This window comes from Phytohabitans aurantiacus, assembly GCF_027923225.1.
Lineage (GTDB): Bacteria > Actinomycetota > Actinomycetes > Mycobacteriales > Micromonosporaceae > Phytohabitans > Phytohabitans aurantiacus.
In genome coordinates, this window is record NZ_BSDI01000070.1 from 1 (window position 1) to 20,175 (window position 20,175).

The window sequence follows — 20,175 nt, forward strand, 5'->3', positions numbered from 1 at the left end:
CGTCCCTCAAGTCGCTCTAACGACTTGAGGGACGCCCTGATCACCGCCGGGGGGCGTGTCCGTGCGGTGGGCTGGGATGGTGTTACTGTGGAATCCCGTGGATCGCGCGATCATTTGGCCGCCGGTCGGCATCACTAGACGGACGACCACGGGAGCAGACGTTGGCCCCATCAGCACGGACGACCAGGCACATTTTCGTCACGGGGGGCGTTGCCTCCTCGCTGGGTAAGGGCCTCACCGCCTCCAGCCTTGGCAACCTTCTGACGGCGCGCGGGCTTCGAGTTGTCATGCAGAAGCTCGACCCCTACCTCAATGTCGATCCTGGCACGATGAATCCGTTCCAGCACGGTGAGGTGTTCGTCACCGATGACGGTGCGGAGACCGACCTTGACGTCGGGCACTACGAGCGGTTCCTGGACCGGGATCTGTCCGGTGCCGCCAATGTCACCACCGGGCAGATCTACTCGGCGGTGATCGCCAAGGAGCGGCGCGGGGAGTACCTGGGGGACACCGTCCAGGTGATCCCGCACATCACCAACGAGATCAAGGCCCGGATCCGGGCGATGGCCTCGCCCGATGAAGACGGGCGCACGCCCGACGTGGTGATCACCGAGGTGGGTGGCACGGTCGGTGACATCGAGTCGCTGCCGTTCCTGGAGGCGATCCGGCAGGTGCGGCACGAGATCGGCCGCGACAACTGCTTCTACCTGCACGTGTCGCTGGTGCCCTACCTCGCGCCGTCGGGGGAGCTGAAGACCAAGCCGACGCAGCATTCGGTGGCGCAGCTGCGCAACATCGGTATCCAGCCGGACGCGATCGTTTGCCGGTCAGATCGGGAGATTCCCGACAAGCTTAAGCACAAGCTGTCGCTGTACTGCGACGTCGACCGGGAGGCCGTCATCGCCGCCCCGGACGCGCCGAGCATCTACGACATCCCGAAGGTGCTGCACCGGGAGGGTCTGGACGCGTACGTGGTGCGCCGGCTCAACCTGTCGTTCCGGGACGTGGACTGGGCGAGCTGGGACGACCTGCTCGACCGGGTGCACCGGCCGCACCACACGATCACGGTGGCGCTGGTCGGCAAGTACGTGGACCTGCCGGACGCGTACCTGTCGGTGAGCGAGGCGATCCGGGCCGCCGGGTTCAGCCACCGCGCGCGGGTCGAGCTGCGCTGGGTGCCCAGCGACGAGTGCGTCAGCGCCTCCGGCGCCGCCGCCGCGCTGGCCGGCGTCGACGGCATCGTGATTCCGGGCGGATTCGGCGTTCGCGGTATCGAGGGCAAGATCGGAGCCAGCCGGTACGCCCGCGAGAACGGCATCCCCATCCTCGGTCTCTGCCTCGGCTTGCAGTGCATGACGATCGAGGTGGCCCGGCACCTGGCTGGGTTGGAGGGCGCAAACTCGACGGAGTTCGACGAGGGCGCCGCGCACGCGGTGATCGCGACCATGGCCGACCAGGAAGACATTGTGGCCGGCAAGGGTGATCTGGGCGGCACGATGCGGCTGGGCGCGTACCCGGCGCAGCTCGCCGACGGTTCGCTGGTGGCCAAGGCGTACGGGACTGACCAGGTCAGCGAGCGGCACCGGCACCGGTACGAGGTCAACAACGCGTACCGCGAGGGGCTGACCAAGGCCGGCCTGCGCATCTCGGGCACGTCGCCGGACGGCCGGCTGGTCGAGTTCATCGAGCTGAACCCGGAGCTGCACCCGTTCTTCGTGGCGACCCAGGCACACCCGGAGCTCAAGAGCCGCCCGACCCGGCCGCACCCGCTGTTCCACGCGTTCGTGGGTGCCGCGGTGACGTACTCGCAGGCTGACCAGTTGCCGGTGGAGATCGTGCAGCCGGAGGTGCCGCCGGCGGCTCGGCAGCAGCGCAACACGCGTGGTGCGGCCGCCGCGAAGCCCGCCAAAGCGGCGACCCCGTCGTGACGGATCACATCTTCGAGGTCCGGGAGCGGCACGAGCGCTTCCGCGGCGCGATGTTCGACGTCGTGACCGACGAGGTGACGATGCCGGGCGGCGGGGTGGCGGCCCGCGATTACCTGCGGCATGTCGGCGCGGTCGGCGTGGTCGCGGTAGACGAGTACGGCCGGGTGGTACTGGTGCGCCAGTACCGGCATCCGCTGGGCCGGCGGCTGTGGGAGCTGCCCGCCGGCCTGATGGACGTCGACGGGGAGGATCTGCCGGCGGCGGCGCTGCGCGAACTGGCGGAGGAGGCCGATCTGGTCGCTGGGCGGATCGACCTGCTGATCGACCTGCACACGTCGCCGGGCTGCTCGAACGAGGTGATCCGGCTGTTCCTGGCCCGTGACCTGTCACCGGTACCGGATGGGGAGCGCCACGAGCGGCACGACGAGGAGGCCGGTCTGGAGCTCGCGTGGTACGACCTGGATGAGGCCGTGGCGCGCGTTTTCGCCGGTCAGATCACGAACGCGGCGGCGGTGGGCGGTGTACTGGCGGCGGCGCGGGCCAGGGCCGCGAACTGGACGACGCTGCGCCCCGCGAACACTCCGCTGGTGCGCTGATACGCGGCTGGTGCGCTGATACGCGCCGGAGCCAAGGCGTCACGCGCCTTGGCCCCGGAAGGCGGTCTTTTTGTTCAGGAGTCGCGCAGCGGGCGGCCCTGGCCGTCGACGCCACCGTTGATCAGGATCAGGATGCCGTCGATGAAGCCCCAGATGCCGCCGAGGCCGCAGGTCACGATGGTGACGACGAGCTGGAGCACGCCGGTCTTGGTGTCACCCATGTAGAACCGGCCGACGCCGAAGCCGCCCAGCAAGATGCCGAGAAGGCCGGCGACGAGCTTGCTCTTGTCCGAGACGCCCGCCGGCGGGTACTGCTGGTACTGAGGATTGGTCATGAGGCGCCACCATAGTGATCAGACCAGGCGGTGTCGGGCACAGTGTCCACGATGTGAGACACTGAGCCTAAGGTTGACACTTCGTTAGCCGGCTCGCCTACCGGCTGTCATCGTGCCGCCTGACCAGGGTGTCGGCCGGAGCTACGCTGCCGGCGCGGACGCTGGCGTGACCGCGGGGCAAAGGGGCCGCCGCGGCGCCGTCCGGGAAAGAGGTATCGGCAACGTGAAGGTCGGAATCCCGCGCGAGGTCAAGAACCACGAGTACCGGGTGGCGATCACTCCCGCGGGCGTCAACGAGTTCGCTCGCGTCGGGCACGAGGTGTACGTCGAATCCGGCGCCGGCCTCGGCTCCTCGATCACCGACGCGGAGTTCGCCGCGGCCGGCGCGCGCATCCTGCCCACCGCCGACGACGTGTGGGGCGCCGCCGAGCTGGTACTCAAGGTGAAGGAGCCGATCGCCGAGGAGCATCACCGAATGCGGCCGGGGCAGGTGCTGTTCACCTATTTGCACCTGGCCGCCTCGAAGGAATGCACCGACGCATTGCTCGACCGGAAGGTCACCGGGATCGCGTACGAGACGGTGGAGGCCGCCGACCGCACGCTGCCGCTGCTGGCACCGATGTCCGAGGTCGCGGGGCGATTGGCGCCGCAGGTCGGTGCATATCACCTGATGCGCTCCGGCGGCGGGCGCGGCGTGCTGATGGGCGGCGTCTCCGGCGTGTACGCGGCGAAGGTGGTCGTCATCGGCGCCGGCGTGTCCGGCATGAACGCGGCCGCGATCGCGCTCGGCATGCAGGCCGAGGTGCTGCTGCTCGACCGCAACATCAACAAGCTGCGCTCGGCAGACGCCATCTACCAGGGCCACCTGCAGACCGTCGCCTCCAACGCGTACGAGGTGGAGCGGGCCGTGCTCGACGCCGACATGGTGATCGGCGCGGTGCTGGTACCCGGTGCCAAGGCGCCGACGCTGGTCTCCAACGAGCTCGTCTCGCGGATGAAGCCCGGCAGCGTACTGGTCGACATCTCCATCGACCAGGGCGGCTGCTTCGAGGACTCGCGGCCCACCACGCACGCCGACCCGGTCTACAAGGTGCACAATTCGGTCTTCTACTGCGTCGCCAACATGCCCGGCGCCGTGCCGCACACCAGCACGTACGCGCTGACCAACGTCACCCTGCCGTACGCTCTGGAACTGGCCAACCATGGCTGGCGGGAGGCGCTGCGACGCGACTCCGCGCTGGCCAAGGGCCTGAACACGCACGACGGGCAGGTCACCTACGGCCCGGTCGCCGAGGCGCACGGGATGGCCAGCGTGGCGCTGGAGGAGGTTATTCGTGAGCGCGAGGAGTGAGGGAGCGCAGCGACCGAGCCCCGCAGTCGCGAACGAAGAGGTGACAGCATAGGCAGCGGGATCGAGCGGGCCGTCTCGACGTATCTGGATCATCTGACCGTCGAACGCGGCCTGTCGGCGAACACGCTGGCGTCGTACCGGCGCGACCTTGACCGGTACACGATGAAGCTGGCGGCGGACGGCGTCACCGACCTGCGGGCGGTGACGCCCGCGCACATCACAGCGCATGTCGCGGCATTGCGGGGCGGGGATTCGGAGCATTCTCCGCTGTCCGCCGCGTCGGCCGCGAGGGCGGCGAGTGCGGTTCGCGGATTGCACCGATTCGCGGTGCGCGAAGGCCTCGTGGAAGACGACGCCAGCCGCGACGTGCGCCCGCCGGTGCCGCCGCGCCGGCTGCCCAAGGCCCTGGACGTGTCCGAGGTGGAGCGCCTGCTCGCCGCCGTCGACGACGGCGACACGCTGGGGCTGCGCGACCGGGCGTTGCTGGAGTTCCTGTACGGGACGGGGGCGCGCATCTCCGAGGCGGTCGGCGCCGCGATCGACGACCTGGACCGCGAGGAAGGCACCGCGCTGCTGCGCGGCAAGGGCGGAAAGACCCGTTTGGTACCGGTAGGTGGCTACGCTTGCGAGGCGCTGGACGCTTATCTGGTACGCGCACGGCCGGAGCTCATCAAGAAGAGCACTCCGGTCGTTTTCCTCAATGCACGTGGCGGTCCACTGTCGAGGCAAAGCGCTTGGGCAATCCTGCGCCGCGCCGCATTGCACGCGGGATTGCCCGTAGAAGGGCCCCGAGCGGTGTCGCCGCACACGTTGCGTCACTCGTACGCTACGCATCTGCTCGATGGCGGCGCCGATGTGCGAGTGGTGCAAGAGTTGCTCGGTCACGCGTCCGTGACCACGACACAGGTCTACACGTTGGTTACTGTGGAGCGGCTGCGTGAGGTGTATGTGACAGCGCACCCTCGGGCACTCTCATAAATTGAGCCTCGGAGTGTCGCCCCGGTCGAGACCAGGGCCGTAGCGTACAGTCGGGCAACGACCCGGGCTTTGTGTGGCGGCAGCAGGGGTCCGGTCGGGTCCGACGCGGAGCGGTCGTCGGGAGGGGGCGCAGCAGGCCATGGCTGGTAACGGTGAGAGGGTCGAGTCGTGGACCTCCACCCTGCGCGCAGAACAGCACGCGATGGACCTGGGCGCTGACCTCGGTCCCGCCGATCCCACGGCATACACGATGCGGCGGCCCATCCCCGAGCCGATGCCCACTGACCGGCACGGTCCGGCTCGCATCATCGCCCTCGCCAACCAGAAGGGCGGCGTCGGCAAGACCACCAGCACGATCAACCTGGGCGCGGCGCTGGCTGAGTACGGCCGCCGGGTCCTGCTCGTCGACTTCGACCCCCAGGGCGCGCTCTCTGTCGGGCTGGGCGTCAACCCGCACAATCTGGACCTCTCGGTCTATAACCTGCTGATGCAGGACGACGTTATGGCCGAAGACGTGCTCATCAAGACCGACGTCGCCGGCCTGCACCTGCTGCCGGCCAACATCGACCTGTCGGCCGCGGAGATCCAGCTCGTCAACGAGGTCGCCCGCGAGATGGCCTTGGCGCGCGTGCTGCGTAGCGTGCGCAAGGAGTACGACTACATCCTCATCGACTGCCAGCCCTCGCTCGGCCTGCTCGCCATCAACGCGCTCACCGTCGCGCACGGCGTGCTGATCCCGCTGGAGTGCGAGTTCTTCAGCCTGCGCGGCGTGGCGCTGCTGCTGGACACCATCGACAAGGTGCGCGAACGGCTCAACTTCGACCTCGAGCTCGAAGGCATCCTCGCCACCATGTACGACAGCCGCACCACCCACTGCCGGCAGGTGCTGCAGCGCGTCGTCGAGGCGTTCGGCGACAAGGTGTACCAGACCGTCATCACCAAGACGGTCAAGTTCCCCGAGTCCACAGTGGCCGGTGCACCGATCACCACCCTCGATCCCGCGTCTTCCGGTGCGCGCAACTACCGGCAGCTGGCCCGCGAGGTGATCGCCGCCCAGTCCGAGCGGTAACCGGGGTGCTGTTCGCACTCGGACAGCCGGCGGCGTTCGTCGGCCTCGTCATCGCGTTCCTGCTCGCGGTCGCCGTGCGCGCTTTCCTGCTGCGGCTCGTCCTCCGGCGGTTTTACGGCAGGGGTCCGCTGCTGCCGGATCCGCGCCGCGACATCGACCCCTTCGGCGCCGTCGCCGCCGCGCTCGGCGGCACCGGCTGGGGGCACGGCGTCGACGACCCGCCCCGGTATCGAGGGCTCGTGTTCATGGTCGGCCCCCTCGTCGGCCTCGTGCTCGGCGAGCTGGGACTCATGGCGTACACGCTCGTCTATCCCGACTACTCGTCGGCCCTGCTCATCAACGCGCCATCCGACGTACTGCGCGGTGCGGTCGCCCCGACCGCGGGCGCCCAGATGCTACTGTCAGTCGCCGTTGGCCTGCTCTGCTTCGGCCTGCTTGCATTGATACCGTTGCCGCCGCTGGACGGCTGGGGACTGCTGTGGGCGAGCATGCGCCGGCCCACGGCTGGCGGGTTGCGGGCACGGCAATGGCTCGTCGACAACAACCTGGGCGTGGTCGCGCTGCTGATCCTGCTGATCTTCCCGTTCGGGGCGCCGCTGCTGCACTGGCTGTTCGACCTGGTGGGTGGGCCGCTGATGAGGATGTGGGTATGAGCGCGGCCGTGTCATACGGTCAGGGTGTGGAGCCGCCCCCGCCTTCCAACGTCGCTGATGCCGCGCCCCCCGACACCGGGAAGTTCACCGTGCGGCTGGCGAACTTCACCGGGCCGTTCGACCTGTTGCTGCAGCTCATCGGCAAGCACAAGCTCGACGTCACCGAGGTGGCGCTGCACCGGGTCACCGACGAGTTCATCGCGTACATCCGGGCGATGGGCGACAATTGGGACCTCGACGAGGCCAGCGAGTTCCTGATCATCGCGGCGACCCTGCTCGACCTCAAAGCCGCCCGGTTGCTGCCCACCGCCCAGGTCGAAGACGAAGACGACCTCGCCCTGCTCGAAGCACGCGACCTGCTGTTCGCGCGGCTGCTCCAATACAAGGCGTACAAGGAAGCGGCGGCCCACATCGCGGCCCTGGAATTCGAAGGCGCCCGGCGGTACCCACGCTCGGTCTCGCTCGAACCCCGGTACGCCGAAGCCCTGCCCGACCTGGTCCTCGGCATCGGCCCCGAAAGACTGCTGAAGCTCGCGATCAAGGCCATGACCCCCAAACCGGTCAAGGTCGTCTCGATCGACCACGTCCACCAGGTACGCGTCAGCGTCCGCGAACACGCCGCCCTCCTGCGCGACCGCCTGCGCCGCGCCGGCACCGCCACGTTCCGGGTACTGTGCGCCGACTGCCAGTCGACACTGGAGGTGGTGGCGCGGTTCCTGGCACTGCTGGAGCTGTACCGGGAGGGTCTGGTCGGCTTCGCGCAGGTGCAGGCGCTGGGAGAGTTGACGGTGCGCTGGACCGGTGGCGACGACGCAGGCGACGAACTCGACATCGACGAGTACGCCGGCTCGCCGGTACAGGACACGGCCGCGGAAGAACCGCCCCCAGACGCGCCGGGCCACGAGGCGGCGTCGCCGGAAGCATCCCGTTCCGAGCAGGCCCTTTCAGGGCCGCTGCCCGAGGTATCGGATCGCGAGGGCGCGCTGCCGGATGTGTCGGGTGGCGATGCCGCCGTGCCGGAGACGTCGCGGTTAGAGGGCGCGGTGCCGGAAGTGGCGGGGTTCGGGGAAGTTTCGCTGGACGCGTTGGTTGGCGAGGCCGCGTCGCCGGAGACGTCCCTGTCTGAGGAGGCGCCATCGGCCGCGTCGCGGTCTGAGGACGCGCCACCCGAGGTGTTGCCCGAGGTGTCGCGGCCCGAGAACGAGGCGCCGGACGCGTCGCGAGACGCGGTAGCGCTGCCGGACGTGTCGCCGGAGGGGGCGCGGCCTGAGGAAGCGTCCGCGGAGGCGTTGCCGGAAGCCGCACGGAATGAGGACGCGTCGCCGGAGGCGTCGCGGGATGAGGACGCGTCGCGGGACGAGGAAGCCGAGGACAGCCGGAATGAGTGACGAAAGGCCGGAGTCCCTGGCCGAACAGGCCGCCGGGTGGGTGCCACCCTGGCAGCGCCCCGACTACGTGCCAGCCTCCGCCCGCCCCGCAGGGCAAGCTCGGCCGGAGCCGGAGCCGGAGCCGGAGCCGGAGCCTGTCGCGGAGGCCGCGCCGGGCGGTGTCGACGAGACCGTCGACGGTGAAGGCGCTGATGCGGACGCGAAGGCGGGCAGCGGCGCCGGGCCGGTTCCTGGCGCGGAGATCGTTGATGTTGCTGATGGAGCGGGGCCGGTCGAGCCCTCGGCGACGCCTGCGGGCGCTGACGACGAGATCTTGATGACTTATGGTCCGGATAGCGCCATAACTCATCAAGATTCACAGTCGGACGAGCGCGCGAGCGCTGGCGATGCCGATTCTGGCGCGGAGGGCGAGTCGGAGGCCGCCGTAGGAGGTTCCGGGCGCGGCGGGAACGCGTCTCCGGGCGGTGTCGTGAGTGCGGAGATCGACGGCGGCGCTGCGCTTGCCGACGGGCGCGGGATTGAGGCCGGCGACCAAGCTGAGCTGTCGCCGGAGGCTCAGGTGTTCGGCGACGGTGGCCTCGACGGCGGTAAGGCCCAGGCGGCGCCGGAGGCTGGCGGCATTCCGGAGGCCGTGGCGGGCGGCGGCGAGGCCGGCGTGTCGCAGCAGGCTGAAGGCTTCCGTGGGGGTGAAGCGGGCGGCGAGGCTGGGGTGCCGGTGCCCGACGGCGCCCGCGAGGGTCAAGGCGGCGAGGCTGGGGTGCCGGGGGCTGAGGGCTTCCGTGGGGGTGAAGCGGGCGGCGAGGCTGGGGTGCCGGAGGTCGATGACGCCTGTGAAGGCGGCAGCGCGGCTGGGGCTGGTGGCGTCCGTGAGGTTGAGGCGGGCGGCGGCGAGGTTGGCGTGGAGCCCCGGGAGGGGGCGGGGGAGGCCGGGGCGATAGCTGAACCGGCCCTCGACGGCGAGGCGCAGGCCGCGGCCCGGGGTAAGGAGAAGGCGCCGGAGCATGCGTTGGCGCTCATTGACGATGGGGAGTTGCGGGGGGCGCTGGAGGCGGTGCTGCTGGTCGTCGACGAGCCGGTGAGCGAGATCGTGCTGGCGCAGGTGCTGGAGCAGCCCACCGAGCGGATCGCGGCGATGCTGACGCGGATTGCCGGGGACTATACGAGCGCCGGGCACGGTTTTGAGTTGCGCCGTGCGGCTGGCGGATGGCGGCTGTACACGCGGCCGGCGTACGCGGCCTACGTGGAGCGGTTCGTGCTCGATGGGCAGTCGGTGCGGCTGACCCAGGCGGCGCTGGAAACGCTGGCCGTGGTCGCGTACAAGCAGCCTGTCACCCGGTCGCGGATTTCGGCGATTCGCGGTGTCAACTGTGACGGCGTCATCCGGACCCTGGTTTCGCGCGGTCTCGTCGAGGAGTGCGGCACTGAGCCGGAGACCGGAGCGCACCTGTACCGTACGACGGTGCTGTTCCTGGAGAAGCTCGGCCTCAACACGGTCGACGAGTTGCCGCCGCTGGCCCCGTTCCTGCCCGACGACGTGGACGAGTTCGCCGATGCCCAGTAAGCAGCCCAGCGAGCGCCGCGCGCCGCGGCCCACCCGGACCAACCAGGCCTCCGATCAGGGCGGGGAGCGGCTGCAGAAGGTGCTCGCGTCGGCCGGAGTCGCGTCTCGCCGTGCCAGCGAGGAACTGATCGCCCGTGGCCGGGTGACCGTCGACGGCAAGGTGGCGCGGCTGGGCGACAAGGTCGACCCGGTGAATGCCGTCATCCACGTCAACGGCGAGCGGATCGTCACCGACAGCCGGCTGGTCTATCTGGCGATGAACAAGCCGCGCGGTGTCGTGTCGACCATGGCCGACGAGCGCGGCCGGGAGGCGATCGCCGACTACATCGGTACGTTGGAGCAGCGGGTCTATCACGTCGGGCGGCTCGACGCCGACAGTGAGGGACTGCTGCTGCTCACCAACGATGGCACGCTCGCGCACCGGCTGATGCACCCGTCGTACGAGGTACCCAAGACCTATCTGGCCGAGGTCGCAGGGCCGGTGCCGAAGGGTGTGGGGCGGCGGTTGCTGGCCGGCGTCGAGTTGGAGGACGGGCCGGCGAAGGCGCTCGCGTTCAAGGTGGTGGACACCGTTGGGCGTACCGCGCAGGTGGAGATCACGCTGCACGAGGGGCGCAAGCACATCGTGCGCCGGCTGCTCGACGAGGTGGGCCATCCGGTGTCGCGGCTGATCCGCACCCAGATCGGCCCGATCTCGCTGGGCAACATCAAGGTCGGGCGTACCCGGAGGCTGACGCAGACCGAGGTCGCCGCCCTGTTCCGCGCCGTCGAGGAGTAACAGGGGTCGGCGCGCGGCGGGAGTATCTGAGCACGTGGTGTGCGGATATGCCGGCCATCGCCGAGGCGCCAGCCACTGTCCGCGTACCAAATAATCCGCCACCCGCGTTGCTGGCCTTGTCGGAAGGCCTTTAGTCGCGCCTATGCCGGAGGCATCGGTCGTCGATCAAGGAGGTCTGCATCGATCAAGGGCGAATGCACGCGGATTTGAGATCGAACCACGTGCGTTTGCCCTTGATCGGCGGAGGCGGCGCGGCGGGCGTGGCGGACGCCGCGCGGGCGGCGCGGGCGGCGCGGGCGGCGCGGTGGGAGGCGGCGCGGCGGGTATGGCGTGCGGCGCGGGTGGTTAGCGGGCTGTGGCGTGGTAGGACAGGCCGGCTTGGGCGTATCGGGTGACGGTCACCTCGTAGCCGGCTCCTGTCAGCCAGGCCAGCACCACCTCGGGGTGGTAGACCGAGGAGCGGAAGGTGCCCGACTCGAAGTGCACGCCGGTCTCGTCGGTGATCAGCTCGCCGGGCAGGTCGCAGGCGGCGTAGTACTCGGTGCGCAGGGCCGCGGCGGCCGGTGAGGTGTCGTAGGTCAGTATGAGCGCGTCGGCGCTCGTGGCGGCCGCCGCGGCGAGTGTCCGTGGTGGGTCGGGCAGGTTGCCGAAGACGTTGAACGGGTACCCGATCAGCAGGGGCCCGGCGGGCAGGGGGAGTGCGGCCAGGTCGACGGCGTCGGCCTGTACAGCATGGGCTTTCAACGCTTGTGTGGCCTCGACCGCGCCCGCCGCGAGATCGACGCCGAGGTAGTCGAGGCCGAGGCGGCGGGCGACCGGCAGCAGCAGGCTGCCGTCGGCGCAGCCGACCTCGACCAGCGACCGGTACCGAGTGGCCACAGTGGACGCGAGCCGGCGCTCAGCGTCGAGATGCGTGCGCACGGCGGCCGGCTGGCTGGTGATGATGCGCGCCCAAAGGCTGGTAGACATCGGGTTTAGTAGACGCTGCTGCCGAGCTGTGCGCCTCGGCTGGGGCGCAGCAGCGACAGGCTGCCATCCTCCGCCGGCACGCCGAGGATCAGCGCCTGCGACTTGAATCCGGCGATGTTCTTTTCGGGCAGGTTCACCACGCCGACCACGAGGGTGTCGAGCAGCTCTTCTGGGCGGTATGCGAGGGCGGCCTGCATGCTGGACCAGCGTTCGCCGATCTCGGGGCCGAAGTCGACCAGCACCTTGTAGCTGGGTGTGCGCGCCCGGGGGAACTCTTCCACCTTGACGATGCGCCCGGCGCGCATGTCGACCTTCGCGAAGTCTTCGTAGTCGATGAACACGATCTCAGTGTGCCAGTGGCTGGCTATCGGCGGCGCGCGGCACGAGTCGCAGGATGACACGGTGGTCGTGCCCGCTGCCGTACTTCGCGTCGAACAGCGCTACCACGGTCGCCCGCCGCGCCGGGTCGTGCTGGTCGAGGCGGACCATGTCGAAGATGGCGTCGCGCAACCCGCCGACGGCGAGGCTGAGGCGGCGGGCGCCGTGGTCGGTGAGGTGGTCCAGGAGCGAGGAGCCGTCGACGAAGCAGTCGCCGTCGAGTCGTACGAAGTGGGCGTCGCTGGTGGCCAGGTTGTCGGTGCCGAGTCGTATGGTGAGCCGCAGTGACATGAAGTCTTCCAGCGTCCGCGTCGTCGACTCGCTCCACAGGTCTTCGAAGCGGCTCGACACGAATTCGCCCAGCGGGCTGGACATGAACGCCTCGATCTGCCGCGCGTCGTAGGCCCGCACACCGACGGGGAAGAAGGAGATGAACGACTTGTCGTCCCACCGGTAGAGCTGGATCGAGGGAGACGCGTCGTAGACGCGGACCTGCAACTGCCGCGCGACCAGCGGGTCGAGGCTGCGGCGCAAGGTGTACAGGTGGCGCAGGTTGTCCATGATCAGCAGTGGCACCTGGGTGTGGTGCAGTTCTTCGGCGCGCTGTTCGGCGGCGGACGACTCGGGGTCGAGCAGCAGCACCCGCACGCCGACGCCGGCGCGCACCGCGGTGGTGACCGCGTCGAGGAACCGGTCGCGGTACCGGTCTTCGAGCAGCCCCGTCCAGGTCTCCAGGATGTCCACTTCGACCCTGGCGGCGGCGATGTTCGTCACCAGCTGGTCGTGGTTGAGGGTCCGGTGCTCCTCGACGGCGTTACGCCGCATATCTTCGAAAATCGGGTCGAAGACGACAAATGACAGCGCCACCATGACCAGGCTGGCACCGAGGTTGACCATGATTTCCTGGGCATAACCGGGTGCCCACACGCCCGCGACCAGCAAAAATGTGCCGGTGACGCCGAGCAGGACAGCGAGCGTGATCTGCCGCCGGCGTGAGCGCAGGAACCGCGCGACCGACGACATGGCACGCAGCCTACTCAAGGTCGGACGTGAGCGCGGAATCGCGACCGGGCATGATTGAGGGTGGCAAGGTACTTCGCGAGGAGGCGTGGTGACGGAAATGGTGGATTCCGGGCGTTGTGTGGTCGCTGTCGACGGCCCGTCCGGTTCGGGCAAGTCCACCGTTTCGCGGCGGCTCGCCACGGCGCTTGACGCCCAGTATCTCGACACCGGTGCCATGTACCGGGCCGTGACCTGGGCGGTGCTCCAATCGGGCGTCGAACCGCACGACAGCGACGCGGTGGCCAAGGTCGCCGGCGAGGTCCAGCTCGAGATCGGCACCGACCCGTCCGCGCCGCACATCAGCGTCGACGGCACGGCCGTCGACGGCCCCATCCGGGGCCCGGAGGTGACCGGCGCGGTGTCCGCGGTGGCGGCGGTGCCGTGGGTACGCCAGCTGCTGGTGGCCCAACAGCGCAAGCTCATCGCCGAGGCGGGACGCATGGTCGTCGAGGGCAGAGACATCGGTACCGTCGTGGCGCCCGACGCCGACCTGAAGGTTTACTTGACGGCGTCGGCCGACGCGCGGGCCCGCCGCCGCAGCGCGGAAGACGCGACCGACGTGGCCGCGACCGCCGCCGACCTGCACCGGCGCGACCAGCTTGACTCGACGCGGGCCACCGACCCGCTGCAGCAGGCCGACGACGCCGTCGTGCTCGACACCACCGGCCTCGGCATCGACGAGGTCGTGTCCAGGCTGCGCGCGCTGCTCGACGGGCGGGTACAGGCGTGACACTCCCCTCCGAGATCGCTGTGTCCACCGAGCCGACCGGGTACATACCGGTCGTCGCCGTGGTGGGCCGCCCCAACGTGGGCAAGTCCACGCTGGTCAACCGCATCATCGGCCGCCGCCAGGCAGTCGTCGAAGACACGCCGGGGGTCACCCGCGACCGGGTCCCCTACGACGCCAACTGGTCCGGCCGGCAGTTCACCGTCGTCGACACCGGCGGCTGGGAACCCGACGCCCGCGACCGCGCCGCCGCCATCGCCGCCCAGGCCGAATCCGCCGTCGCCACCGCCGACGTGGTCCTGTTCGTGGTCGACGCCACCGTGGGCGCCACCGATGTCGACGAGGCCGCCGTCAAGATGCTGCGCCGCAGCGCCAAACCGGTCCTACTGGTGGCGAACAAGGCCGACAACAACAACATCGAGCTGGAATCGGCGACCCTGTGGTCGCTGGGCCTCGGCCAGCCACACCCCGTCTCCGCCCTGCACGGGCGCGGCTCCGGCGACCTGCTCGACGCCGTCCTCGACGCGCTGCCCTCACCGCCTCCCATCACCGAGCCAACCGAGCGCGGCCCCCGCCGGGTAGCGCTGGTCGGCCGCCCCAACGTCGGCAAGTCAAGCCTGCTCAACCGCCTCGCCCGCGAAGAACGCGCGGTCGTCGACGCCGTCGCCGGCACCACCGTCGACCCCGTCGACAGCCTCGTCCAGATCGGCGGCGAAACCTGGCAACTGGTCGACACCGCCGGCCTGCGCAAGCGCGTCGGCAAGGCGAGCGGCACCGAGTACTACGCCAGCTTGCGTACCGCGGCCGCGATCGAAGCCGCCGAGGTGGCTGTCGTCCTGTTCGACGCCAGCGAGCCGATCAGCGAGCAGGACCAGCGGATCATCGGCATGGTCGTGGAATCCGGGCGGGCCGTGGTGATCGCCTTCAACAAGTGGGATCTTGTCGACGATGATCGGCGGTACCTGCTGTCGAAGGAAGTCGACCGGGAACTGCGACGCATCCCGTGGGCGCTGCGGGTCAACATCTCCGCCCAGACCGGCCGAGCCGTCGACAAGCTCGCGCCGGCGCTGCGGACGGCGCTGGACAGCTGGGAGACGCGGGTCCCCACCGGGCAGCTCAACCAGTGGCTGACAGCTCTGGTGCAGGAGACCCCGCACCCGGTGCGTGGCGGGCGGGCTCCGCGAATCCTCTTCGCTACGCAGGCGGGGACGCGGCCGCCGCGGTTCGTGCTGTTTACGACGGCGCCGCTGGACGCTGGGTATCAGCGGTTCGTGGAGCGGAAGCTGCGGGAAGAGTTCGGGTTCGAGGGGAGTCCTGTCGAGGTGTCCGTGAAGCCGCGGAAGCGGCAGGGGCCTGGTGGGCGGGGGAAGCCGCACGGGTAGTGGGTTTGCCGGTGGGGCGGTAGCGGGTTTGCCGGTGGGGCGTTTGCGTGGTCTGGGTTGGGCTGCGCTAGGCTGTAGCGGCTGCTGCGGTTGAGGCCGGAGCAACGGGACGTGGCGCAGTTTGGTAGCGCACTTGACTGGGGGTCAAGGGGTCGTCGGTTCGAATCCGGCCGTCCCGACGAGACATAAGCCCTGACCTGCGGAAACGCGGTTAGGGCTTCGATTTTTGTCTATTGAGTTTCGAACCGCCCCCCGAAAACCCCCCAAAAACCTGGGTCGGCAATCAGGTTTGTCATCCATGTGCATCGTTCTGGGTGTTGGTGTGTCTGACGGTGGCGTGAATCGATCTCTGGGCCTTGTCAGCCACAGTCTGCTAGGGAGACTCCGGTGACGCAGGTGCGGGGTCGGGGGGACCGAGGACCTCGTGGATCGGCTTCCAGTCGTCTCCGAGGTTTTGGTCGATGGGCGGCACCGTCATCGGCTGGCCGGAGGAGTCCGGTTCGCTGAGGAAGACCTGTCCTTCCGCGCGGAACGTCGTCTCGGTCACAACCACCTCGGCGTCGAAGGCTGCATCCAGACCGGAGACCATGCCGTGCTGTTGGGTGTACCGAATGAAGTTCAAGGTGCCGATGGTTAGCATCATGATGTGCGCGACCAGCGGCACTGCCGCGCGGAAGCGCTCCTTCACACCGAACTTGCGGGTTTGTGCTAGTCGCTCGGCGTCAGCGTGAACGACGTCGCCGTAGATCCACGCGAATCCGAGGACGTTGTCGGTCAGTTGTTCGAACTCGCCGGAGTCTGTATTGGACACCTGCATGTAGTAGCCGCGAACCGCCTGTCCCTTCGGTTGGATTGCGGCCCACTCGGCTTTGAGGCCCCGCAGGTCCTTCATCACCGGTTCTGGCGCGCCCGACGCGTGCAGGAGGTAGCTGAGGGCCTTGAGGGCCTTTCCGTAGTGGGTCGGGTCGTCGTTGAGGATTAACGGCCGCACCCGGGCCGCAGCCGACTCGACCTGTTCCTCCGGCGGGAACTCCTGGATCCACGTCGCTTTTCCGGTTGATGGCGTGACCTGGACCCTGAACTCCATCCGTGCCAGCCGGTGCAGGGCGGCGCGATCGCGGGCGAGCGAGTGTTCTTCGACGCGCCGGGCGCGAAGGATAAACGCAGCGAGAGAAGCGCGGGCGTTGCGCTCGATCTCTTGATCTTCAGGTTGCACGGCGGCCAGCATACTCAGGGCGACAAGTCGGTTACGATCGGATTTCGATCGAAGTTGAGCTTTGGAAGATCTGCAATGTCGGCGTTCTGGCGCATGCAGCTGGGCGTGTTCACCTGTACGCCGACGGGGGAGCCATGTTCTGGTGACGGCGCTCTGGTGACGGCGTAGGTAGGCGGTTGCGGTGGCTATGCGGCCCGCTTCGATTTGCGATGGCCGGGATTGGGCTCGTTGGTTCCTCTATCGGCGCCGATATCGACACCGAGTTGTTCGAGGATGTCGGAGACGTCTGGTGCGAGGACGGGTTTGGCGATGTAGTACGTGTCGGTGACGTCTTCGCTGGCGTGCCCGAGTTGGGCGGCGGCGCTTTTGGTGTCGGCCTCCTGGTTGATGAGGGTGGCGACGGTCTTGCGGAAGGTGTGCGGCGTTACCCATTCGAGGCCGGTGTCGGCGCGGGCCTGGCGCCACTGCCGGCGGACGTTGTTGGGGGACAGCCAGGTGCCGCGCCGGGAAGTGAGGATCGCGTCGTTCGGGTTGTCGGCGGCGACGAGTTTGCGGGCCATCAGCATGCCGATCGCGAAGCGGGGCAGGACGAGCATTCGGTGGCCGGCGTCGCTCTTGGTCCACTCCTGTCGGAATAGGCCCTTGCCTTTGACGTAGACCAGGGTGCCGCAGATGGTCAGGGTTGGGCGTTCGGCGGCCAGGTCGAGATCTTCCCAGCGCAGGGCGAGGATCTCGCCGATGCGGGCGCCGGTGGCGAGCATGAGGTCGATGATGTCGGCGAGGTCGCCAGTGTGATGCGGTCCGGGCTTGCCTGGGGTGGGTTGCTGCCATTGCCGGATTGCGGTGCGGACTGTCTGGAGGTGCTCGTCAGTGAGGGCTACGGGCTTGCGTCGCGGTTTGCGTAGCCGGCCGGTGTCGCGGACCGGGTTGCTTGCGATGGCGCCGTGTCGGACGGCGAGGGCGAACATCTGCCCGAGGACGACCTTGGCGCCTTTGGCCGCTGATGGGCGGTCTGTAGCGATGCCGCGCAGGAACTTGTCGAGGCGGCCCACGCTGGCTTCTCGAATCCGTAGGTTGCCCAGGGCGGGCAGGATCGCGGTGCGCAGACTGGTCTGGTACCGGTGGATGGTCTGCGGCTTGAGGCGTTCCTCGGCGGTGATCTCGTCGATCAACGCCTCGGCGAGGGTGCTGAGGCGGGTCTCGCGGGTGATCTCGTCCTCGTTGGGCGTGGTGCGGTCGCGGAGCTTGACCTTCAGTGCCCGGACGGCGGCCGGGCCGGTGGCTGCGGTGGCCTCGATGTCGCGGGTCTTGCCGTCGTAGTCGCGGAAGCGGGCTCGGGCGCAGAACCGGTTGGGGCCGAGCTTCTCGGTGCGGATTTTGCCCCAGGTGCCGATGGGGAGTTCAGGCCGGGCCACAGCTCACCGCTCCGCATCGGTGTGGGCGTCGAGCCAGCGTTCGACCTCGCTGCGCCGGTAGCGAAGGGTGTTGCCGACGCGGATGGCGCGCGGGCCTTTGCCTCGGCTGTGCCAGGCGTAGAGGGTGTTTTTGGGCTTGCCCAGCCAGTTGGCTACCTGGTCGATGGTCAGCAGCGGATCGGGCTGCCAGAGTTTGTTCGCGGCCTCGGTCATGGCAACCGGCCCGCTGCTGCGTCGGGGGAACGGGCGCCGGTATCGACGTGCTGGTCGTAATGGTCATTGGCCTCGGCGGTCCTCCGCGATCCGTGGTGGAGACTGCCGTGTTCGGGCAGCGGCGCGGGAGAGTAGCGCGACTCGCCGTTGTCCTGCCAACGCCTTGGTTCACCAGGGCGGCGAGAGTCGGGCGGCCTCTGGGCGGACATGGGCCGGCCGAACGTCAACGACGCGGAAGCGGGGGTGTCGTGGCGTGGTAGCCGGTTCTCCGAAACGACTTCGGTGCCGCAAGCGGCGGCAGTCGTTACTTGGTGAGTCATGCCCACCCACGGCCCAACTGGCCGGCCGTCGGTAGCACCCGGTTCGGCGCCGCCACCCAACTGGCCCAACTGGGTTCACCCAACCGAGGGCTGGGAGCCCCGGCTCGGACATCGCCCAAGCCGGCACCTGGCCGCGCTCCGCAACTGGGTCCTCGTCCGGTTGCTCGTGGCGCCGCCAGGCGGATGCGAATTACCGGAAACGGCCAGAAGCTGTGCAACCATGACCAGCATGGAAGTCATCTGATCCGGGCCCCTACGAGCCCGCCGACTGCGGCAGCACGCGAGTCGGCACCCCACTGCCGGGAGGCAGCGGACTTCGCGCTTCGAATGCCGGGAGGCACCGAAGTCACCCAGGATTGCTTCGGCACGAGGGGGTCACGGCCAGAAGGTACGTGACGCGGCGCACGCGTCGGAGTAGGGCCGACGGGGCGATCTTAACGAGTTGATCATGGTCAATCACGTGAGATCGTCGAGGTGCGGAATGTCTCCTTCCTTGGCGACCGTTGTCGCCGTCATCGCCTTACCCGCCGTCGTGCTCGTCGCATGGGGTATGTGGCTCGCGTTTGCTGCCCTCATCGCGAAGTGGCATGGCGTCGATGGCCTGAAAGCCATTCGTCACGTCTCAGACGGGTTCCACCCGCGGGACTGGGCGCTACTGATCCCACGGCAGTCGCTGGCCAGCGCGCTCAACCTGCTGTCCAACCTGCGTGGCACCCCGACCGGCCCGCCGGAATCGCCAAGAGATACAGCAAACTCGACGACTACCGAGGTGGGACCAGGGCCTTCGCCAGCCAACGATGCCGTGGAGCGACCTGAGGCCGGCGGTTCACCGTGAGGCCGGGGAACGCTACCGCTCCTGCGAGGCGTGGCAGACCGCGTTCATGCCCAGATCACGTGCTGCAGCAGGTCGTACGCCTACGTCAACGTGGCGCACGGCTGGTGGACATCTGCGACACGCTGAACGCCGACGGCATTCTCACGCCCGGCGGCGGTCTCCGCTGGTGGCCGTCTCATGTGCATCGGCTTCTACGCACGCGAGACGGCCGCGAGTTGCTCGACCGAGCCAGGAGCCAATCTCAGCGCCACGAGCGGGCGGGGTTTCATGGCGGTTGAGGGCGTCCAAGGCGGCGACGGCAACACTCAGTACAACACCTTCGGCTGAGTTGCCAGCCAGTTGTGGGCGAGATCGGCGCGTAGCCGGCTTTGCTCGGCGTCAACGGCGTCGACGAGCCGTTTTCGCGGGGGCCCCGTGGTCTCCGCGAATGGGTCGGCGGCGGCCGCGGGCTCGCTCCGCAGTCGGTCGACCTCGGCCTCGACGCTGCCGCAGTGCCTCGGCGTGCTCGTCGGCGGAGGATGTGGCCGGCGTCCGCGGGCGGTGTGGGCGCCGTCGCGGGAATGGGCGTGCCGCAGCACGCTGGCCGCTACGGTGACACTGGCGACCGCGACTAGGCCTGCACGACCGGCATGCCGCGCAGACCGACCGGGACCGCGCCGTCGGCGCCGCCGACGAGGCCGAACGTCGCGCCGACACCCACCCGCCGCGACGCCGTCCGCGTGTCGCCGCCATGGACCGGGTGGGGCGACCTTGAACGCCAGCACGGCCAGGCCTTGGCCGCCGCCGAGGCCGCCATGCCGCCGACCGTGTGGGGCGAGCACCATCCGAGGTGTGCGGGTTAGCCATGCGGTCGCCGCCTCGTCGCCGGAACGGCGGTTAGAGGGTTCCGGCATTCGTGGCCACCAGGTACGGCGGGCGCTGCCAGTCGTCGCTGGTCGGTCGTGACGGTGTTCCGATGCGCGCCCCGAGCCGCGCGGCGCACCTGTTTGATGCGGTGTTCGTCGCGTGTCGCGGTTGGGGC

19 protein-coding genes, 1 tRNA gene and 1 pseudogene are annotated in these 20,175 nt (G+C 69.1%); 14 read left to right on the forward strand and 7 right to left on the reverse strand.

Annotated features, from left to right (window positions below; genetic code table 11):
- Positions 1-161: 161 nt before the first annotated feature.
- Positions 162-1,928, forward strand: coding sequence for a CTP synthase (locus QMG73_RS40325; protein WP_281904546.1), 1,767 nt, complete (start codon positions 162-164; stop codon positions 1,926-1,928).
- A gap of 50 nt (positions 1,929-1,978) precedes the next feature.
- Positions 1,979-2,524: an NUDIX domain-containing protein gene (locus tag QMG73_RS40330; protein ID WP_281904595.1), complete on the forward strand. Its 546-nt coding sequence runs from the start codon at positions 1,979-1,981 to the stop codon at positions 2,522-2,524.
- 74 nt (positions 2,525-2,598) lie between these two features.
- Here QMG73_RS40330 and QMG73_RS40335 read toward each other — a convergent pair whose 3' ends face one another.
- Positions 2,599-2,859, reverse strand: a complete 261-nt coding sequence (locus QMG73_RS40335; RefSeq protein ID WP_281904547.1) for a TM2 domain-containing protein — start codon at positions 2,857-2,859, stop codon at positions 2,599-2,601.
- Between the two features lie 223 nt (positions 2,860-3,082).
- Between QMG73_RS40335 and ald the strand changes: the two genes are divergently transcribed.
- From ald to QMG73_RS40370, 7 genes and pseudogenes are all read left to right on the forward strand, one after another.
- On the forward strand, positions 3,083-4,210 hold the full coding sequence (ald, locus tag QMG73_RS40340) for an alanine dehydrogenase (protein WP_281904549.1): 1,128 nt from the start codon (positions 3,083-3,085) through the stop codon (positions 4,208-4,210).
- 48 nt (positions 4,211-4,258) lie between these two features.
- Complete coding sequence (locus QMG73_RS40345; protein ID WP_281904596.1) at positions 4,259-5,188, forward strand: site-specific tyrosine recombinase XerD; 930 nt, start codon at positions 4,259-4,261, stop codon at positions 5,186-5,188.
- Between the two features lie 139 nt (positions 5,189-5,327).
- On the forward strand, positions 5,328-6,257 hold the full coding sequence (locus QMG73_RS40350) for a ParA family protein (RefSeq protein ID WP_281904552.1): 930 nt from the start codon (positions 5,328-5,330) through the stop codon (positions 6,255-6,257).
- Positions 6,258-6,262: 5 nt separating this feature from the next.
- Positions 6,263-6,910, forward strand: a complete 648-nt coding sequence (locus QMG73_RS40355) for a hypothetical protein (protein ID WP_281904554.1) — start codon at positions 6,263-6,265, stop codon at positions 6,908-6,910.
- Positions 6,907-7,890, forward strand: a pseudogene (locus QMG73_RS40360) (segregation and condensation protein A); the annotation flags it as partial. The gene QMG73_RS40355 and the pseudogene QMG73_RS40360, both read left to right, overlap by 4 nt.
- 1,165 nt (positions 7,891-9,055) lie before the next feature.
- Positions 9,056-9,859 carry an SMC-Scp complex subunit ScpB gene (scpB, locus tag QMG73_RS40365; protein ID WP_407676925.1) on the forward strand — a complete coding sequence of 268 codons (804 nt, stop codon included), beginning with the start codon at positions 9,056-9,058 and terminating at the stop codon, positions 9,857-9,859.
- Positions 9,849-10,637, forward strand: coding sequence for a pseudouridine synthase (locus QMG73_RS40370; RefSeq protein WP_281904555.1), 789 nt, complete (start codon positions 9,849-9,851; stop codon positions 10,635-10,637). Before scpB ends, QMG73_RS40370 begins: the two co-directional genes overlap by 11 nt.
- Positions 10,638-10,982: 345 nt before the next feature.
- Here QMG73_RS40370 and QMG73_RS40375 read toward each other — a convergent pair whose 3' ends face one another.
- From QMG73_RS40375 to QMG73_RS40385, 3 genes are read right to left on the reverse strand one after another with little or no spacing between them, the layout of a single operon-like run.
- Positions 10,983-11,606 carry a class I SAM-dependent methyltransferase gene (locus QMG73_RS40375; protein WP_281904556.1) on the reverse strand — a complete coding sequence of 208 codons (624 nt, stop codon included), beginning with the start codon at positions 11,604-11,606 and terminating at the stop codon, positions 10,983-10,985.
- 5 nt (positions 11,607-11,611) lie between these two features.
- Positions 11,612-11,947, reverse strand: a complete 336-nt coding sequence (locus QMG73_RS40380; protein WP_281904558.1) for a tRNA-binding protein — start codon at positions 11,945-11,947, stop codon at positions 11,612-11,614.
- Between the two features lie 4 nt (positions 11,948-11,951).
- Positions 11,952-13,007, reverse strand: coding sequence for a hypothetical protein (locus tag QMG73_RS40385; protein WP_281904559.1), 1,056 nt, complete (start codon positions 13,005-13,007; stop codon positions 11,952-11,954).
- Between the two features lie 88 nt (positions 13,008-13,095).
- Between QMG73_RS40385 and cmk the strand changes: the two genes are divergently transcribed.
- The 3 genes from cmk to QMG73_RS40400 all read left to right on the forward strand — a co-directional run bounded on the left by cmk (position 13,096) and on the right by QMG73_RS40400 (position 15,334).
- Complete coding sequence (gene cmk / locus QMG73_RS40390; RefSeq protein WP_281904560.1) at positions 13,096-13,776, forward strand: (d)CMP kinase; 681 nt, start codon at positions 13,096-13,098, stop codon at positions 13,774-13,776.
- On the forward strand, positions 13,773-15,155 hold the full coding sequence (der, locus tag QMG73_RS40395) for a ribosome biogenesis GTPase Der (protein ID WP_281904561.1): 1,383 nt from the start codon (positions 13,773-13,775) through the stop codon (positions 15,153-15,155). Before cmk ends, der begins: the two co-directional genes overlap by 4 nt.
- A gap of 105 nt (positions 15,156-15,260) precedes the next feature.
- A tRNA-Pro gene (locus QMG73_RS40400) sits at positions 15,261-15,334 on the forward strand.
- A 194-nt stretch (positions 15,335-15,528) separates the two neighbouring features.
- On the opposite strand, the gene QMG73_RS40405 is transcribed toward QMG73_RS40400, so the two are convergent.
- From QMG73_RS40405 to QMG73_RS40415, 3 genes are all read right to left on the reverse strand, one after another.
- Positions 15,529-16,371, reverse strand: a complete 843-nt coding sequence (locus QMG73_RS40405) for a hypothetical protein (RefSeq protein ID WP_281904563.1) — start codon at positions 16,369-16,371, stop codon at positions 15,529-15,531.
- A gap of 185 nt (positions 16,372-16,556) precedes the next feature.
- Positions 16,557-17,786: a tyrosine-type recombinase/integrase gene (locus QMG73_RS40410; protein WP_281904565.1), complete on the reverse strand. Its 1,230-nt coding sequence runs from the start codon at positions 17,784-17,786 to the stop codon at positions 16,557-16,559.
- A gap of 3 nt (positions 17,787-17,789) precedes the next feature.
- A complete protein-coding gene (locus QMG73_RS40415) occupies positions 17,790-17,999 on the reverse strand; it encodes a helix-turn-helix transcriptional regulator (protein WP_281904567.1) in 210 nt (69 codons plus the stop codon).
- A gap of 813 nt (positions 18,000-18,812) precedes the next feature.
- Between QMG73_RS40415 and QMG73_RS40420 the strand changes: the two genes are divergently transcribed.
- Together QMG73_RS40420 and QMG73_RS46520 are read left to right on the forward strand one after the other, a co-directional pair.
- Complete coding sequence (locus QMG73_RS40420) at positions 18,813-19,154, forward strand: hypothetical protein (RefSeq protein WP_281904570.1); 342 nt, start codon at positions 18,813-18,815, stop codon at positions 19,152-19,154.
- A gap of 59 nt (positions 19,155-19,213) precedes the next feature.
- A complete protein-coding gene (locus QMG73_RS46520) occupies positions 19,214-19,432 on the forward strand; it encodes a recombinase family protein (protein WP_407676923.1) in 219 nt (72 codons plus the stop codon).
- Positions 19,433-20,175 lie beyond the last annotated feature (743 nt).

Coding starts and splice junctions, on each gene's coding strand:
- QMG73_RS40385 (WP_281904559.1), bottom strand. CDS start 13,007: ATGTCGTCGGTCGCGCGGTTCCTGCGCTCACGCCGGCGGCAGATCACG.
- QMG73_RS40370 (WP_281904555.1), top strand. CDS start 9,849: ATGCCCAGTAAGCAGCCCAGCGAGCGCCGCGCGCCGCGGCCCACCCGG.
- QMG73_RS40375 (WP_281904556.1), bottom strand. CDS start 11,606: ATGTCTACCAGCCTTTGGGCGCGCATCATCACCAGCCAGCCGGCCGCC.
- QMG73_RS40350 (WP_281904552.1), top strand. CDS start 5,328: ATGGCTGGTAACGGTGAGAGGGTCGAGTCGTGGACCTCCACCCTGCGC.
- QMG73_RS40330 (WP_281904595.1), top strand. CDS start 1,979: ATGTTCGACGTCGTGACCGACGAGGTGACGATGCCGGGCGGCGGGGTG.
- QMG73_RS40335 (WP_281904547.1), bottom strand. CDS start 2,859: ATGACCAATCCTCAGTACCAGCAGTACCCGCCGGCGGGCGTCTCGGAC.
- QMG73_RS40415 (WP_281904567.1), bottom strand. CDS start 17,999: ATGACCGAGGCCGCGAACAAACTCTGGCAGCCCGATCCGCTGCTGACC.